Consider the following 15452-nt stretch of genomic DNA (forward strand, 5'->3'; position numbering starts at 1 on the left):
CGTGGTCGGTGCAGCGAGGGCGTTCAGGTCCACCCCGCCGACCCTTGGTCGTGCCATGCTGGCCGCAATGGTGGACATCAACCCGGCGCTGGTGAGCGGTCTGGTCGCCCGGCAGTTTCCCCGCTGGGCTCACCTTCCGGTCCGGCCGGTGGACGTCAGTGGGTGGGACAACCGGACCTTTCGCCTCGGCGAGCACCTGAGCGTGCGACTCCCGAGCGCCGAGAGGTACGTCGCGCAGGTCGAGAAGGAACACCGCTGGCTGCCGACCCTGGCACCCTTCCTCCCACTGCCCATCCCGGTTCCTCTCGCCTGGGGCGTGCCCGACCTCGGGTATCCCTGGCCCTGGTCGGTCTACCGCTGGCTGGAGGGCGAGAACGCGACGCCCTCGCGCATCGCCGATCTCCGGCAGTTTGCGGCTGCCCTGGCCCATTTCCTCGCCGCCCTACAGCGGATCGACCCCGCCGAGGGGCCGCCGCCCGGGCCACACAACTTTCACCGTGGTGGTCCGCTCACCGTTTACGACACCGAGACCCGGAACGCCGTGATTACCCTGAACGGCGAGATCGACGCGAACGCCGTGACGTCGGTGTGGGAGGCCGCGCTGGCCTCCCCGTGGCCCGGCCCGCCCGTCTGGCTGCACGGGGACGTAGCCGCCGGGAACCTGCTCGTGCAGGGGGGACGCCTGAGTGCCGTCATCGACTTCGGGGGTATCGGCGTGGGCGACCCCGCCTGCGACCTGGCGATAGCCTGGACGTTCTTCTCCGGGGAGAGTCGTGAGGCGTTCCGCGCGGCGCTCCCGCTGGACGCCGCCACCTGGACACGGGGACGGGGCTGGGCCCTGTGGAAAGCCCTGTTGACCGTTGCCGGGTCCTTCGGCAGTGATCCCGTCAAGGCCGGGGAGGCGAGGCGCGTCCTCGGCGAGGTGCTCGCAGACCACGTCCGGACGACCTGATGCATCCTCGGGCGGAACCCGACGCCCTCCCTCACCCCGGCCGCGCCCCGGTCTGCCGCAGCACCTCCGCGCTCGCCTCCAGCGCCCGCGCCTCCTCGGGCGGCAGGGGCGGGATCAGGGTGTCCTCCACCCCCCGCGCGCCCACGATGCGCGGCACGCTCAGGCTCACCCCGTAGGGGTCGGTCGGCGCACTGACCGTCAGGATGGAACGGCGGTCCCCTAGAATGGCCTCGGCGATGCGGGCGAGGGCCGCGCCGATGCCGTAGTACGTCGCGCGCTTGCCCTCGATGATCGCGGCGGCGGCGTCGCGGGTCCCCGCGTCGATCTCGGCCCGGACCTCCTCTGTCCACTCCAGCCCGCGTGCGCGCATGAAGTCCTCCACCGGCAGGCCCGCGACGGTGGCGGTGCTCCAGGCCAGCACCTCGCTGTCGCCGTGCTCGCCGAGGACGTAGCCGTGGACGTGGGTCGCGTCCACCCCCGCCTGCCCCGCGATCAGGTGCCGGAAGCGCGCGGAGTCGAGGACCGTCCCCGACCCCAGGACGGCGTGCCCCGGGGCGAGGCGGGTGGCGAGGTCGGTGAGCGCGTCCACCGGGTTGGTGGCGATCAAAAGCACGGCCTCAGGGGTCTGCTCCGCGACCTGCGGGATCACCTCGCGGAAGATCGCGGCGTTCTTGCCCAGGAGGTCGAGGCGGCTCTCGCCCGGCCTCTGGTTGGCCCCGGCGGCGATCACGACGACCCGGCAGCCCGAGAGCGCCGCGTACCCGCCGCTCGTGACGCGGGTGCCGTGGCTGACGGGCGCGGCGTGGGCGATGTCCTGGGCCTCGGCCTGGGCGCGTTTCTCGTCCTTGTCCACGAGCACGAGGTCGCTGCACGAGCCGCGCAGGGTGAGGGCGTAGGCGGCGGTCGCCCCGACGAGCCCCGCCCCCACCACGCCGACCTTCATCTGCGTCCTTCCGGCAGGCGCACGGTGAGCACGGGGACCGGACTGCGCGCCACGATCTTCTCCGCCGTGCTGCCCACCAGGAAATGCTCGATGGCGCCCCGCGCGTGGGTGCCCACCGCGATCAGGTCGGCCCCCCAACTCCGCGCGGCCTCCAGGATGCCGGTGACCGGGTCGCCCACGAGCTGCTCGGTCTCGTCGCCCTCCCGCACGAGGCGGGCCAGTCGGGAGGCGTCCGAGTCCTCCAGCGTGTGCAGCAAGCCGGGGTCGGGCAGCGCCGGGACCAGACCTCCCCCCAGGTCGGGGGTGGCGGTGACCCGCGCGTCCGTGACGTGCAGCAGCAGAAGCTGGGCCCCGGGAAACCGCTCACGCACTACCCCCAGCGCGTGCTCCGAGGCGCGCGAGAAGTCGATGCCGACCAGGATGCGGCCGAAGGAGGAGGAGGAGGGACCCGGCGTGGCCTGCGTCTCCGTCGCCTCCGTTCCCGTCCCGGCCGTGAAGATCAAGCGGTCCGTCATGCCCCGACCGTACACCCTCCCCAACCCCACCGCCCATTTCTGAAGGCCGGGTAAAGGCCCTCACCCCTAGACTGCCCCATGCACCTTCGGAGTCTGGGGGCGGCCCTGACCGTCACGGGGAGCGCGCACCTCCTGAGGATGGGCGGCGAGGAGGTGCTCATCGACTGCGGCCTCTTTCAGGGTGACGAGGCGCTGGAGGCCCGCAACCGCGAGGACTTCGGGCTGGGCCCGCGCGACCTCGCCGCCGTGATCCTCACGCACGCGCACCTCGACCACGTGGGCCGCCTGCCCCTGCTCGTGCGCCGGGGCTACCGGGGGCCGGTGTTCTGCACCCCGCCCACGGCGGTCCTCGCCGAGACGGTGCTGCTCGACTCCGCCCGCCTCCAGGTCGAGGCCTACCGCCAGGACCTGCGCCGGGCCCGGCGAGAGGGAAAGGAGCCCGAAGCCAGGGAGCCCCTCTACGACGAGGACGACGTGCACCGCGCCCTCGCCCTGCTGCGCCCCGTCCTGCGCTTCGGGGAGACGGTCCAGGTCGGCTCCTTGCGGGTCACGCCGCACCGGGCCGGGCACATCCTGGGGAGCGCGTACCTCCTGATCGAGGCGGGGGGCGAGAGGTTGATCATGACGGGCGACCTCGGCCACCGCGCGGGCGGGCTGCAACCCGACTTCACGCCCCCGCCCCCCGCCGACGCGGTGGTCATCGAGACGACGTACGCGGGGCACGTCCACCGCCCCCGGCCCGCGACCCTCGCCGAGTTCGCGGGGGCCCTGCGCCAGAGCATCCGCGCGGGCGGCAAGATCCTGATTCCCTCCTTCGCCATCGAGCGGGCGCAGGTTATCCTCCACACCCTGCGTGAGTTGATGGAGTCGGGCGAGGTGCCCCGCGTCCCGATCTTCCTCGACTCCCCGATGGCGACCCGCGCCACCCGCGCGTACTTCCAGTTCGCCGAAGAACTGATCCCGCCCCTGCGGGACGCCCTGCAAAGGGGCGAGGACCCCTTCCGCCCCTCGACCCTGCACGTCGTCCTCACCGGCGACGAGTCCCGGCGCCTGGGGCGCTACGACGGCCCGGCGATCATCCTCGCCGGAAACGGCATGATGACGGGCGGCCGCATTCAGCATCACCTCCGGCATCACCTCTGGAAGCCCGCCACCAGCCTCGTCGTCGTGAGCTACCAGTCGCCCGGCAGCCTGGGAGGCCGCATCGTGACGGCTGCACCCACCGTCCCCCTCCTCGGCGAGGACGTTCCCGTGCGCGCCCACGTCTACACCATCGGCGGCTTCAGCGCCCACGCCGACCGCGACGACCTCCTCGCCTTCCTGAACCCCACCGGCACCCCCCGCGTCTGGCTCGTCCACGGCGAACCCCACGTCATGAAGGCCTTCGTGCCCGTCCTCGCCGAGCGCGGCCTGACCGGCACCCTGATGCCGGGCGGCGAGGAGGTGGACCTGCTCACCACCGGGGAACGTGGTGGCTATCCGCTGGAACTGCCCAGGGGTGAGGAGGGGACGCGGAAGAGCGCGGGGGGAGAGTAGTCGGGAAGGGGAGTGGGTCGGGCGTTTGGGTGGCTGTGGGCGGTTTCTCCCTGCTACGGAGCCCTGCGGGTCTCAGCCTCCCCTCTCAAGACGCTTGGTACGAGTTACGAACCTGGCAAAGACCCGTTTTTGTCGTCCAGGAGAAGGACGAGCTGCGCTCGTCACCCCTCTCCCCAGCCCTCTCCCGCAAGGGGAGAGGGAGTAAAAGAGGCTGAAGCCTTCGCGCTGTTCAAAACGCCAATCCGGACGCCGAACAGGTGAAAGTAAACGGACGCCCCAGGCCCACGACCACGTCGGCTCGCGCAGCGAGACGGTGGGTCCGCATATGGGACGCGACAAGATCAAACATTCCGTTCAGAGGAACCCGACCATCCACGCCGTCCGTTTGTCCCTGCCCAGCGCAGCGCCGCTCCCCCTGCCCCCCTGGGGGTAGGGGGCTGGGGGGTGGGGGCAAACCGTAGCAAGTTGCCCCGCCCCCCACTCCCCCTCACCGCGCCGTCAGCCGCAGCAACTCCGCGTACACCCGCGCCGTCACCGTCGCGTCCTCCAGCGCGTCGTGCGCCCGGTACTCGAACCCGAAATGCTCGGCAAGCTGATCGAGCGGCGTCCCCACCTTGCGCGGCAGCACCCCCGCGTGGATCAGGAACTGCGCGCTGAGCTTCGTGTCCACCCGCCCCCGCCGAAACACGCTCCCCAGGTCCGGCAGCAGCGTGCGCAAAAAGGCGGTGTCGAAGTGCAGGTTGTGCCCGCCCAGCATGACCCGGCCCACCTCTCCCGCGTAGAGTCTCATCGCCTGCGCCACCTCCCCGGGCGGCTGCGCGGCGGCGTGATGGGCCTCCAGGTTAATGCCGTTGACGGCCATCGCCTCGGCCTCGACGTCGTACCGCTCGTGACGCACCCGAAGGTGCAGGGGCCGCGTGACCTCCCCCTGTGGGGTCAGTGTGACCAGCCCGACCGTGAGGAGGGGGTGGCGCAGGGGATCGCGCCCGCCCGTCTCGGTGTCCACGAAGATGATGGGCTGGTTCAGCGCCGCGAGGGACGGGGGGGAGGCAGGTTGGGTCATGCCCCAGCCTTCCACGCCAATCGTGTCCCGGAGGGCGTGCTTTTCACCTTCTCGCCCTAGTCTGGGGTTTGATGAAACGGACGTTCCTCCTCGCCCTACTGCCCCTCACCCTCGCCGCCTGCGGTGGCGGGGGAATCGAGGGCCTCAAGACCTTCGAGTACCAGGGCGGCGACCACCGCGCCGGGTCGCTCGTCTACGCCGAGAACCCCCCGGCGGGCGGCCCGCACAACCCCATCTGGCAAAACTGCGGGGTGTACGACCAGCCCCTCTACAACGAGTACGCGGTCCACAGCCTCGAACACGGCGCGGTGTGGATCACCTACCGCCCCGACCTCGGGGCTGAGGGGATCGCCGCCCTGAAGACGCTGGTGGACGGCCGCCCCTACACCCTCCTCAGCCCCTACGAGGGCCTGCCCGCCCCGGTGGTGGCGAGCGCCTGGAACGCCCAGGTCCAGGTGCAGAGCCCGACCGACGGGCGGCTGAAAGCCTTCCTCGACAAGTACGAGCAGGGGCCGACCGCCCCCGAGCGCGGCGCGGCCTGCTCCGGGGGGTACGGCTCGACCCGCTGAGGGTGGGGCTCAGGCCCCTGTGCTGTCCGTCCGGGGCTCCTCGCCCGTCACCACCGCCCGCCCGTCGTCGCTCACCCAGTCGCTCCATGACCCGGCGTAAAGGCGGTTCTGGGGCCCGAGCGGCACCCCGGCGAGTTCGCGGGCGAGGAGATTGGGCGTCGCGCTGACCCCGCTGCCGCAGTAGGCGATGGTGGGGGCGTCGCCCGCGTCCAGCCGCTCGGCCTGGGCCTCCCCGCGCTGCCACCGCCCGTCCTCGCCCAGCGCCCCGGCCCACTCGCGGTTCACCGCCCCGGGGATGTGCCCGGCCTTGCGGTCGAGGGGCTCCACGTCTCCCCGGTAGCGGGCCGGGGCACGCGAGTCGATCAGGAGGGTGCCCTCCCCCCGGTTCGCCACGTCCTCGGCGGTGGCGACCATGCCCCCCTGCACGTCGGGCGTGAAGATGGTCGGCTGGTGGGCGGGTTCCTCCGTGCTCGGCTCCCCGCCCGCCGCCAGGAACGCGGGCCATCCCCCGTCGAGCACGTAGACCTGCCGGTGCCCCAGCCAGCGCAGCAGCCACCACGCCCGCGCCGCGTAAAAGCCCTGCCCCGTGCTCGGATCGTCGTACGCTACGACCACGCAGTCACTCCCAATGCCCACGCCCCCCAGCCACGCCGCCAGCACGCCCGGATCGGGAAGGGGATGCCGCCCGCCCGAGCCGTCCGGCTGCATGGGCCCGCTCAGGTCCGTCTCCAGGTCGGCGTACACGGCGCCGGGGGCGTGCCCGGAGAGGTAGGCAATGCGCCCCACCAGGGGGTCGGTCAGGGCGTAACGGCAGTCGAGCACCCGGAGTTGCGCATCGTGCAGGTGTTCAACCAGCCAGGCGGCGGATTTGAGGGGCGTCTCGGGCTGGGTCATGCCCGCAGGCTACACCCCGGGCGAAGGCAATAAAAAAGCCGCCTCTCGGGCGGTGATGGGAAGACAACGGTATCTTAAGCAGGGAAAATCAAGTCATGCGGCCGGGTCAGCAGGTGCCTTAAATCCTCCTGGTATTTCCCCTTTGTTTGGTAGCCTCCTACTGAAAGGGTACGAACAACGAGGATGACGAGAGAAGACAAAAAGCGGCGAATTTTTGAACTCCGACATCTCCTCCTGACCAGTGACGGCCAAGATGATGAGAAGCTTTTAGTAGAGCTGAACTCCATTGTGGTACACCCAGCACCCACAGATATTCTCTTCAATCTGGAGAATTACAGCGAAGATGAATTCTTTGCCCTCCTCCTTGACTACCAGCCCATCGTTCTGCCCCGATAGGTTACATTGGTTTCATAAGGCGAGGTGCTGGGACAACAGGGAGTGTGTTCACCGAGTTCAAAACGGAGGGCGGCCCGTCTCCCCCGCGTGGCCGCCCCCTCGTGTGAACCTTCTTGACTGAATTCTACCGGGCCACCTCCACCGCCCGGCTCTCGCGGACGACCGTGACCTGCACCTGGCCGGGGTACTCCATGTCCTGCTCCACCCGACCGGCGATCTCGCGGGCGAGGAGGGTGGCCTGGGCGTCGCTGACCTTCTCGGGCTGGACGATCACGCGCACCTCGCGCCCGGCCTGGATCGCGTAGGCCTGCTGCACGCCGGGGAAGGCGACGGCGATCTGCTCCAGTTGCTCCAGACGGCGGACGTAGGCCTCGAGTTCCTCGCGCCGCGCGCCGGGCCGGGCCGCGCTGATTGCGTCGGCGGCGGCGACGAGGACGCTGTAGAGCGTCTCGCCGTTCTCCGGGTCGTGGTGGTGGGCGATGGCGTCGATCACCTCGACCGGCTCGCCGAATCTCCTGGCGAGGTTGATCCCGATCTCGACGTGGGTACCCTCGATCTCGCGGTCGATGCTCTTGCCCACGTCATGCATCAGCCCCGCCCGCCGGGCCATTCCGGCGTCCAGCCCCAGCTCGTCCGCCATAATCCCCGTCAGGTGCGCGACCTGCACGGAATGCTTGAGGACGTTCTGGCCGTAACTCGTGCGAAAGTACATCCGCCCGAGAAGCTGCACCAGCCCCGGCTTGAGGCCCACCACCCCCGCCTCGATGGCCGCCTCCTCGCCCTGGGCGTGGATGAAGGTCTTCATCTCGTCCTGCGCCTTGTGCACCATCTCCTCGATGCGGGTGGGGTGGATGCGCCCGTCGGCGACGAGGGCCTCTAGGACGTGCCGGGCGACCTCGCGCCGGATCGGGTTGAAGCTCGACAGGATCACGGCCTCGGGGGTGTCGTCGATGATCAGGTCCACTCCGGTCAGGGCCTCGAAGGCACGGATATTGCGGCCCTCGCGCCCGATGAGTCGGCCTTTCATCGCGTCGTTGGGGATGGGCACGACCGACACGCTGAGCTGCGCGCTCGTCTCGGAGGCGCTGCGCTGGATGGCCTGGGCGACCACCTCGCGGGCCGTGCGCCTCGCGTCGGCGGTGGCACGCTCGGTCATCGCCTTGACGCGGATGGCCTTTTCCTCCTCCAGCTCGGCGTCGAGGCGCCCCAGAATCTGCTCGCGGGCCGCCTGGGGGGTGAGGTTCGCCACCTCGTAGAGCCGCAGCTCGACCTGCCGCTCGCGGTCGGCGAGGCTGGTCTCCTGGTCGGAGAGGGCGCGGAGCCTGCTCTCCAGACGTTCTTCCAGGGCGTCGAGTTTGTCGCCCCGGGCGTCGAGCTGCTCGGCGCGGCGGTTGAGGCGTTCGATCTCGCGTTTGAGTTCGTCGCGCTCACGGCGGGTTTCCTGGCGGTCGGCGCTCAGCGACTCGCGCTCGCGGGCGGCGTCCTGCTTGGCCTGGGCACGCTCGTCCTCGAAGTCGCGGCGCAGGGCGGCGATCTGCTCCCGCTGGGCCTCCAGTTGCAGGGCGATCTGTCGCTCGCGTTCGTCGGCTTCCTGGAGGCGGCGGGTGGCGTCCTGTCGGGCCTGGTCGGCCTGTTGCCGAACCTGCTCGGCCTGCTCGCGCAGCCCCCGGACCTCGGTGTCGGCCTGGGCGCGGATGCGCTCGGCCTCGGCCTGGGCCTCGCGTTCCAGACGGTTGTCCGCCTCGGCACGCCGCTGGCGCCCGCGCGCCTGCCCGGCGAAGAGCCCCGCCAGCCCGACCAGGAGCGCCAAAATGACAGACATCACGGTCATGGTGGCCTCGTCTCCTTTCGGTGAGAGAGGGGCGCCTCCACAAACCTCGCGGAGCGCGCCCGGTGAAGTGTTGAGAGATGAATGTGGGAGTTGTGTTGTGACGGCGCCGAGCCTTTCACCCGGACACCTGAGCGCAGTCTATCTCCAAGCACCCCGGGGGCGGGCCCGGCGGTCCACGACGACCGTGAGGCATCCCGGGAGAATGTGGGCGCATCGGCTGTTCCTCTTGCGGACCTCGACTCCCGCCCGGGCTGCGTGTTCTGAAACGGGCAAGGGCTGAGCGCGAGGTGATCCGCGCTTCAGCCCTTGCCCCGCCGTGTTCAGCGCAGATGTTCCCGGAAGTAGTTCAGCATGTCCCGCCGCGCGTCCCGGCTGGCGAAGGTGTCCGCGATCCGGCTCTCTCGCAACAGGAAGCCGTGCGGCTCGCCCTGGTAGACGCTGAGCTTGAAGTTCTTGTTGGCCGCGTCGAGCCGCCCGGCATAGGCGTAGATCGTGGCGATGGGGCTGGGCTCGTCACGAGTTCCGTGGATGATCAGCATGGGCGCCGTGAGCTGTTCGATGAAGGCGTTGGGCGCCTGCGGTTTGGCCGCCGTCCCGCCCTGGTCGGGGAAGCCGTACCACGCCACGCCCGCCTTGAACGCCCTGATCTGCGGCAGCAGCAGCATGGTGTACCGCCCGCCCGCGCAAAAGCCCGTCAGGCCCACGGCGTTCGGGTTCACATCCTGCCGCGTGCCCAGGTACTTCAGTCCGTCCTCCACGAGGGCTTTGACCGTAGCGTCGCTGGGTTCCTGCTCGAAGGTCTGCCAGCCCAGCGCCAGCGTCACGAAGCCTGCCGCCGCCATCTCGTCCACGAGGTCACGGTAGCCCTGTTCCAGCCCCCGGAAGGAGTGCAGCAGGATCACGGCAGGCTTGCGGGTGGCCGAGGCGGGCGCGGCGAGGTAGCTCCGGTACGCCCGCCCCCCGCTCGTCACGTTCACGTCCTGTCCCCGCACGGCGGCGGTGGTCCCCGCCTGCCCCAGCGCGAGGGAAGAGAGGGCCAGCACCGACAGCGTCAGCGTGTGCTTGAGCATGAAGACCTCCACGCCCACCGTAACCCGCCGGGAAGATCAGGGCGGTGAGAGGCTTCAGCGTCCCCACACAAGCGCCGCCTGCCACCCCTCCCGCGTCACCCGCGCGAGCACCCTGAACGAGCCGTCCGGGGCAGCCTTGAGGATCGCCGCCTCGCCCTCTCCCAGCATCCAGCCCGTCGTCAGGCGCAAGTTCTGCTCGTGCGTGACGATGACGGTATTCGTGCCCGTCTGGGGGAGCACCTTCAGCAGCGCCCGCAGGTTCCCGACGACCCTCTGCCGGTCCGCCTCCGTCCCGGTGCGGAAATACGGGTTGTTGAGGGCTGGGGTGGGCGTCACCCGCCCGGCGAGGAGCGCGGCGCTCTCCCGGTTGCGGCAATACTCGCCGCTCAGCACCGTGCCGATGGGAATGCGTAGTCCTGTAAGCAGCCCCCCAACCTCGCGGGCGTTCACGCGTCCCTCCTCGCTGAGGTTGCGTTGGGTGAAGCAGTCACGCGGGTTCACCGTCGCCGCGTCTGCCCCCTCGGTGTCGAAGTGCCGGAAGTACAGCACCAGTCCCCCGGCCCGCAGCCCTGCAAGGAGGCTGGGCGTGACAGTTTCCGGGACCGCCTGTGCGAGAGCGGCGGGAGACAGCAACAGAGGCAGGGTGGCGAGCACACGGCGCATGGCCCAGGGTAAGAGCCCAACCCGCCCGACACTGTGCTGGCTCGGGCCCAAAAGGAACAGGCCCTAGCCGAAGCCGGGGCCTGTTTGCACCTGCGTTTACTTCTGCCCGTGGACGACGAGCTTCAGCGGGATGGTGACTTCGGGGTGGGCGCGGTAGGAGATGTCGTACTCGCCGACCTCCTTGACGGTCTTCGGCATGTCGATCCGGCGGCGATCCACATCGAAGCCGAGGCGGTCGAGTGCGCCTGCCACATCGGCGTGGGTCACGGCACCGTAAATCTTGCCCTCGCCCGCGCGGACGCTGAGTTCCACGGCGACCCCGTTGAGGCGGCTGGCGAGGTCCTCGGCCTGGGCCTTGTCCTTCGCCTGCTGCTTCTGGCGGGCGCGGACCTGGGCTTCCAGGGTCTTCATGTTCGCCGTGTTGGCGGGGGTCGCCATGCCACGGGGAATCAGGAAGTTGCGGGCGTAGCCGGGTTTGACGGTCACCACGTCGCCGGTCTTGCCCAGGCGACCGGGTTCAAGAAGGATCACTTGCATTTCAAATCCTCCTTACTTGCGGACCAGCTTCTCGGTGTAGGGCAGCAGCGCGAGCTGGCGGGCGATCTTGATCGTCTGCGAGATGCGGCGCTGGTGCTTGGCCGAGAGGCCGGTGCGGCGGCGGGGGAGGATCTTGCCGGTGTCGCTGACGAACCGGCGAAGCATCTTCACGTCCTTGTAGTCGGTAATCTCCAGTTCCCCGATGGAGAACGGATCAACCTTGGGCTTGCGGGGGCGCTTGGGCCCCTTGGCGCGGGGCTTGCGCTCCGTGTTGCTGCTTTGCGTCATGTGGGTTCCTCAAACCTGCTCAGAACGGCAGGTCTTCTTCTTCCGGCGGGAAATCGTCGAGACCTTGGTCAATATCCAAGCCCCCCGAACGGGTCCCCGTGTTCGCCGCCCGGCTCGGCTGCGCGCGACTTGAAGTCGCGGCGGCAGGCTGGGGGCGCGCCGAGCTGCTCGCGGTCTGAGTGCGAGGTGCGGCGGGGGTGGCTGCGGGACTGCCGGTGCCCGCGCCTCGGGAAAGGGCTTCGACTCGCGTCGCCTCTACTTTAGTGCTGTTGCGCTTGTTGCCGTCGCGGTCGGTCCACGCCTCGTTCACGAGCCTCCCCTGAACCAGGACGGGATCACCCTTCTTCAGGTCCTTCATGCTCTCGGCGAGGTCACGCCACAGCGTCACGTCGACCCAGTGCGTCTTTTCCTGCTTCTGCCCCTGTCGGTCGTTCCAGGTCTCGTTCACGGCCAGACCGAGTCCGAGCACGGCGTCTCCGGCGGGGGTGTAGCGCAGTTCGGGGTCGCGGGTCACGTTCCCGATGACTATCACTTCATTCATGCCGCTCGCCATCCGCACGCCGCCGCCCGCGTCCTGCACGAGTTCGGGCGCGTAGCCGAGCTGCTCGATCCGCAGGGCCTTCACCTTGACGGCGCTGCGTTTGCCGCCCTCCGGGGCGTCCCAGGAGGAGTAGTCGAGCGAGCCCTCCACCATCAGGGCGTCGCCGCCCTTCAGGCCCTTCTCGGCCTGCCACTCGGCGGGCTTGCCGAGGATGGAGACGCGGTGGTACCAGGGCAGCTTGCGTTCGCGCCCGTCACTGCCGATCACGTGGTCTTCCCCGGCGACGGTCGCCTCGAAGACGGCCACGCCGCTGGGCGTGTAACGGAGTTCGGGATCGCGGGCAAGTGCGCCGATCAGGTAAACGTGGTTCATGCCTCGGGCCATAACAGGGTCTCCTTTGGAGCTGGCGAGATAACTTGAGCTTCTACGTGGCTGGCGGTTGGCCCTCGCGGGTTGACCCTAAGATAGCAACCCCACATTTTTACGTCAACAGCGTAACCGGGGGTGGGGGGAGGGGTCCTCAGGCCTTCTTGGTGCGCTGCTCGGGGCGGTCGCGCACCACCAGGATGCGGCGCACGTTGTCGCGCAGGCGCAGGCTGGTGGCGATATCACGCTCGGGGTTGCCGCCCGCGCGGATCGTGTACATCAGGTAGTAGCCCTCGCGGTCCTTGCCCACGTCGTACGCGAGGCGGCGGTTGCCGACGTCGTCCAGGTTGGTGATCTCCGCGCCCGCGTTCCGCACCGCCGTCTCGATGTAGTCGCGCTCCGTCTGGAGCTGCTCGGCGCTGAGGTTGGGGTTCAGGATCAGGTTCAGGTCGTACTGGTTCATGGTTCACCTCGCTTTCTTCCGCTCTCGGCGCAGTGCTCGCCACATGGGCGGGCCTCGCCGGGCGGCGCAACTGGCAACTCTAGCAGAGTGCGTGGGGAGTTGCCAGAGCCACCCGGCCCATGTCCCCGTCCCCTCCGCCCGGTACGCTGGGGCATGAGCGACGAACCGCAGAACTGGGCCGAAGGCATCCTCGACATCCTGAGGGAAGCCGTGGAGGGGGGAACACCCGGCCAGGGCACCTCCTTCCTCGACGGGACGAAGGCCGACGGCAGCGGGAATCACGGCCTGCTCGCCACCCTGGCCGCCCTGACCGCTGCTCAGGCGAGCCGGGACATCCACGGCTCGACGGTTGCCGGACATGCCCGCCACACGGCCTTTCACATAGAGGTGATCGTGCGCTGGGAACGCGACGGCGACCGGGGGCCGTTCGACTGGAAGGGGAGCTTTCACCCCGGGCAGGTGAACGGGGAGGAGTGGGAGGCGCTGCGGGGCCGGGTACGCACGGCCTACGACGAGTTGGTCGCCTTCGCCCGCACCCAGGCCGAAAAGGAACCTGACGGGGACGCGACCGGGGGCCTCACGGGTGCCGGCGCCCACGTCGCCTATCACCTCGGCAGCATCCGGCAGATGGTGAAGGCGGTGGGGGGAGGAGTTTGACCTTGGCCGTCCGCCCTTACGGTGATGAGGACGCGCCCGCCTGGGTGGCCCTGTCCAACCTCGTGCTCGGGCATCGTGTCACCGGCGAGGACTTCCAGGCTCAGGAGGCGAGGCACGATCCCACACAATTCAGCCGCCGCTGGGTGGCCGAGGCCGGGGGAGAGGTGCGCGGCGCGGCCCACCTCTATTTCTTCCCCTTCGACCCGCCGGGCTTCCTCCACGCCCGCGTTCTCGTTCACCCGGAGGCACGGGGGCAGGGCATTGGGCGCACGTTGTGGGGCGTGTTGCAAGAGGCGGCGCAGGAGCCGGACGCCGGGGGCCTCGTCGCCGATGTGGACGACCTCGATTCTTCCAGCCTCGCCTGGGCGGAGCGGCGAGGCTTTCGCCAGCACGCCCACCGCTTCGCCTCCGAACTCGACCTGACGACCTTGGACGAGACACCCCACCGGCCTGCCCTCGCGCGGGCGCAGGAGCAGGGCGTGACCTTCACCGATCTGATGGGGGCCGACGGGGCAACGGTGGACCGTTACCTCCATTTCGTCGCCGACCGGCTGACCGAGACGCCCGACCTCGCCGGGCATCCGCGCTGGTCCTTGCCCCAGGTGCGCGAGATTCTGCACCTCGACCACGACGCGCGCCCCGAGTGGCTCGTCCTCGCCGTGGGACCGGGAGGCGAGTGGTTGGGCACGACGGCGATGGTCCGGATTCGGGACTTCGTTTACAACGAGATCACGGCGACGCATCCCCAGGCGCGGGGACGGAGGTTGGCCCTGCCTCTCAAGCTGCACGCCATCCGCCGGGCGAGGGAGGCTGGATTCTCCCTGATGCGGACGAACAACCACAGCACGAACGCGCCCATGCTGCGGGTGAACGAGCGGCTGGGCTTTCAGGCGCGGCCCGGAAGGTACGAGTTGCACCGACCCCTGCGGTGATCGACACTCCTCACTCGCGGGAGAGCCCTTCCCGGTGTCGTGGTGTGATACCTACTTGCGGCGCCGGAAGGGATTCCAGCGGCCTGCGTCCCCCGTCTCCGGCCCGGTGGGTTTGGCCGTCACCAGAGGAGTCGGAACATGACGTCCCACCTGCCTCACGGGCGTCGAATCGGCGGTGCCCAGGGCTGCGGTGTCCTCCTCCGCGAGGTTTTCCCCGAGGGCCGCCAGTAGGGCGCGGTGGATGTCCGCCGCCGTGGGCCGGTCAGCGGGACGCTTGGCGAGCGCGAGTTCACCGAGGCGGGCGACAGCGGGCGGAAGCTCGGGGCGCAGGGAGAGCAGCGGCGGCGCGAAACGGTTGAGGTGCGCCGCCATCAGCTCCTCGTAGGAGTCCCCGGCAAAAGGTCGCCGCCCGCCCAGCAGTTCGTAGGCGAGCACGCCGAAGCTGTAGACGTCGCTGGCGCCACCCGCGCTCTCGCCCCTGTACACTTCCGGGGCCATGTAGTAGGGGCTGCCGCTCGCCCGGCCCCCCTGCGCCGTGAAGTAGGCACTTCCCAGGTCCCCGAGCGCCGCCCGCCCCTCCTGGACATACACGTTCTGCCGCTTCACGTCCTGATGCACGGCGCCCAGCCCATGAAGGTAGGTGAGGGCCGAGGCGACGTCCGCCAGCACCCGCAGCGCGGCGTCGAGGGGAAGCGAACATGGGGCGAGTCGCTTCAGCACGTCGCAGAGGGAGCCTTCCGGGAAGTACTGCACCGCCAGGAACGCCTGCGGGCCGAAGGGCGTGCCCGCGAACCCCCGCACGATCTGCGGATGCCGCACCTGGAGAGTCAGCCGGACCTCGTTGCCGAACCGCTCGGCGGCCTCGCGCCCGGCCAGCGTCCGCTCGTGCGGCACCTTGAGGGCCACCTCCCGGTCCTGGGAGTTCCGCGCGAGGTACACGAGGGAGGTGTCCCCGCGTCCCAGGAGGTGCAGCAGGGTGTAGCCGGGAATGGAGCGGTCGGAAGTCATGGGGAAGGCCTTTTCAGCAGTTTAGGAGCGAGTTGTCACGCAACTCTGTCGAAGCGCCCGGGGACGTTTGCGGCGTGCCGTCACGACCTCCAACAACGCGGGGGAGGGAGCTACCTGAACGGCTTCCCTCCCCAGGTGGACGAGACGGCTACTCCTCGTCCCCGCCCTCTTCCACGGCGCGTTTCCCGGCCAGCCACTCCAGGCCCGCCCACATCAGGTCGTCGAGGT

General features: G+C 69.7%; 19 protein-coding genes (1 of these 19 cut by a window edge). 6 read left to right on the plus strand and 13 right to left on the minus strand.

Translation table 11 applies throughout. The features are described from left to right. The first annotated feature begins 55 nt into the window (after positions 1–55). Positions 56–952: an aminoglycoside phosphotransferase family protein gene (locus DAETH_RS01350; RefSeq protein WP_264776161.1), complete on the plus strand. Its 897-nt coding sequence runs from the start codon at positions 56–58 to the stop codon at positions 950–952. A gap of 31 nt (positions 953–983) precedes the next feature. Here the strand turns inward: DAETH_RS01350 and DAETH_RS01355 are convergent, their stop codons facing one another. After that, entirely contained in the window at positions 984–1895 is a 912-nt protein-coding gene (locus tag DAETH_RS01355; protein ID WP_264776162.1) for an L-lactate dehydrogenase, read from the minus strand. Further along, positions 1892–2410: a universal stress protein gene (locus tag DAETH_RS01360; RefSeq protein WP_264776163.1), complete on the minus strand. Its 519-nt coding sequence runs from the start codon at positions 2408–2410 to the stop codon at positions 1892–1894. Before DAETH_RS01360 ends, DAETH_RS01355 begins: the two co-directional genes overlap by 4 nt. Positions 2411–2488: 78 nt before the next feature. On the opposite strand from DAETH_RS01360, the gene DAETH_RS01365 reads away from it, so the two are divergent. After that, a complete protein-coding gene (locus DAETH_RS01365) occupies positions 2489–3946 on the plus strand; it encodes an MBL fold metallo-hydrolase RNA specificity domain-containing protein (protein ID WP_264776164.1) in 1458 nt (485 codons plus the stop codon). 487 nt (positions 3947–4433) lie between these two features. Here DAETH_RS01365 and DAETH_RS01370 read toward each other — a convergent pair whose 3' ends face one another. Beyond that, the gene (locus tag DAETH_RS01370) at positions 4434–5009 is read right to left on the minus strand and encodes a 3'-5' exonuclease (protein WP_264776165.1); all 576 of its coding nucleotides are present in this window, start codon (positions 5007–5009) and stop codon (positions 4434–4436) included. Between the two features lie 71 nt (positions 5010–5080). On the opposite strand from DAETH_RS01370, the gene DAETH_RS01375 reads away from it, so the two are divergent. Then, entirely contained in the window at positions 5081–5578 is a 498-nt protein-coding gene (locus tag DAETH_RS01375) for a DUF3105 domain-containing protein (protein ID WP_264776166.1), read from the plus strand. Between the two features lie 9 nt (positions 5579–5587). Here the strand turns inward: DAETH_RS01375 and DAETH_RS01380 are convergent, their stop codons facing one another. Further along, positions 5588–6472: a sulfurtransferase gene (locus DAETH_RS01380; RefSeq protein ID WP_264776167.1), complete on the minus strand. Its 885-nt coding sequence runs from the start codon at positions 6470–6472 to the stop codon at positions 5588–5590. Between the two features lie 183 nt (positions 6473–6655). Here DAETH_RS01380 and DAETH_RS01385 point away from each other — a divergent pair, with 183 nt between their 5' ends. Continuing rightward, positions 6656–6868, plus strand: a complete 213-nt coding sequence (locus tag DAETH_RS01385) for a hypothetical protein (protein ID WP_264776168.1) — start codon at positions 6656–6658, stop codon at positions 6866–6868. Positions 6869–6992: 124 nt separating this feature from the next. Here the strand turns inward: DAETH_RS01385 and rny are convergent, their stop codons facing one another. From rny to rpsF, 7 genes are all read right to left on the minus strand, one after another. After that, positions 6993–8699, minus strand: coding sequence for a ribonuclease Y (gene rny / locus DAETH_RS01390; RefSeq protein WP_264776169.1), 1707 nt, complete (start codon positions 8697–8699; stop codon positions 6993–6995). A 320-nt stretch (positions 8700–9019) separates the two neighbouring features. Then, a complete protein-coding gene (locus DAETH_RS01395; RefSeq protein WP_264776170.1) occupies positions 9020–9769 on the minus strand; it encodes a dienelactone hydrolase family protein in 750 nt (249 codons plus the stop codon). Positions 9770–9823: 54 nt separating this feature from the next. Beyond that, positions 9824–10432 (minus strand): histidine phosphatase family protein, encoded by a 609-nt coding sequence (locus DAETH_RS01400; protein ID WP_264776171.1) that lies wholly within the window; start codon positions 10430–10432, stop codon positions 9824–9826. 96 nt (positions 10433–10528) lie between these two features. After that, positions 10529–10969 (minus strand): 50S ribosomal protein L9, encoded by a 441-nt coding sequence (rplI, locus tag DAETH_RS01405; protein WP_264776172.1) that lies wholly within the window; start codon positions 10967–10969, stop codon positions 10529–10531. A 12-nt stretch (positions 10970–10981) separates the two neighbouring features. Continuing rightward, the gene (gene rpsR, locus DAETH_RS01410) at positions 10982–11257 is read right to left on the minus strand and encodes a 30S ribosomal protein S18 (protein ID WP_264776173.1); all 276 of its coding nucleotides are present in this window, start codon (positions 11255–11257) and stop codon (positions 10982–10984) included. 19 nt (positions 11258–11276) lie between these two features. Continuing rightward, positions 11277–12182 (minus strand): single-stranded DNA-binding protein, encoded by a 906-nt coding sequence (gene ssb, locus DAETH_RS01415; RefSeq protein ID WP_264776174.1) that lies wholly within the window; start codon positions 12180–12182, stop codon positions 11277–11279. Positions 12183–12318: 136 nt separating this feature from the next. After that, positions 12319–12627 carry a 30S ribosomal protein S6 gene (rpsF, locus tag DAETH_RS01420; RefSeq protein ID WP_264776175.1) on the minus strand — a complete coding sequence of 103 codons (309 nt, stop codon included), beginning with the start codon at positions 12625–12627 and terminating at the stop codon, positions 12319–12321. A gap of 153 nt (positions 12628–12780) precedes the next feature. Between rpsF and DAETH_RS01425 the strand changes: the two genes are divergently transcribed. Both DAETH_RS01425 and DAETH_RS01430 read left to right on the plus strand, forming a co-directional pair. Continuing rightward, entirely contained in the window at positions 12781–13284 is a 504-nt protein-coding gene (locus DAETH_RS01425; protein WP_264776176.1) for a DinB family protein, read from the plus strand. A gap of 2 nt (positions 13285–13286) precedes the next feature. Next, positions 13287–14216: a GNAT family N-acetyltransferase gene (locus DAETH_RS01430; RefSeq protein ID WP_264776177.1), complete on the plus strand. Its 930-nt coding sequence runs from the start codon at positions 13287–13289 to the stop codon at positions 14214–14216. Between the two features lie 51 nt (positions 14217–14267). Here DAETH_RS01430 and DAETH_RS01435 read toward each other — a convergent pair whose 3' ends face one another. Together DAETH_RS01435 and prfB are read right to left on the minus strand one after the other, a co-directional pair. Then, the gene (locus DAETH_RS01435; protein ID WP_264776178.1) at positions 14268–15224 is read right to left on the minus strand and encodes a serine/threonine-protein kinase; all 957 of its coding nucleotides are present in this window, start codon (positions 15222–15224) and stop codon (positions 14268–14270) included. 148 nt (positions 15225–15372) lie between these two features. Next, positions 15373–15452, minus strand: a protein-coding gene (gene prfB, locus DAETH_RS01440) for a peptide chain release factor 2 (protein WP_264776179.1); it runs 1016 nt beyond the window's last position. Within the gene, positions 15373–15452 belong to an annotated coding region that runs on past the window's edge; the region does not span the whole gene.

Origin of the sequence: Deinococcus aetherius (assembly GCF_025997855.1) — a bacterium.
Classification (GTDB): domain Bacteria; phylum Deinococcota; class Deinococci; order Deinococcales; family Deinococcaceae; genus Deinococcus; species Deinococcus aetherius.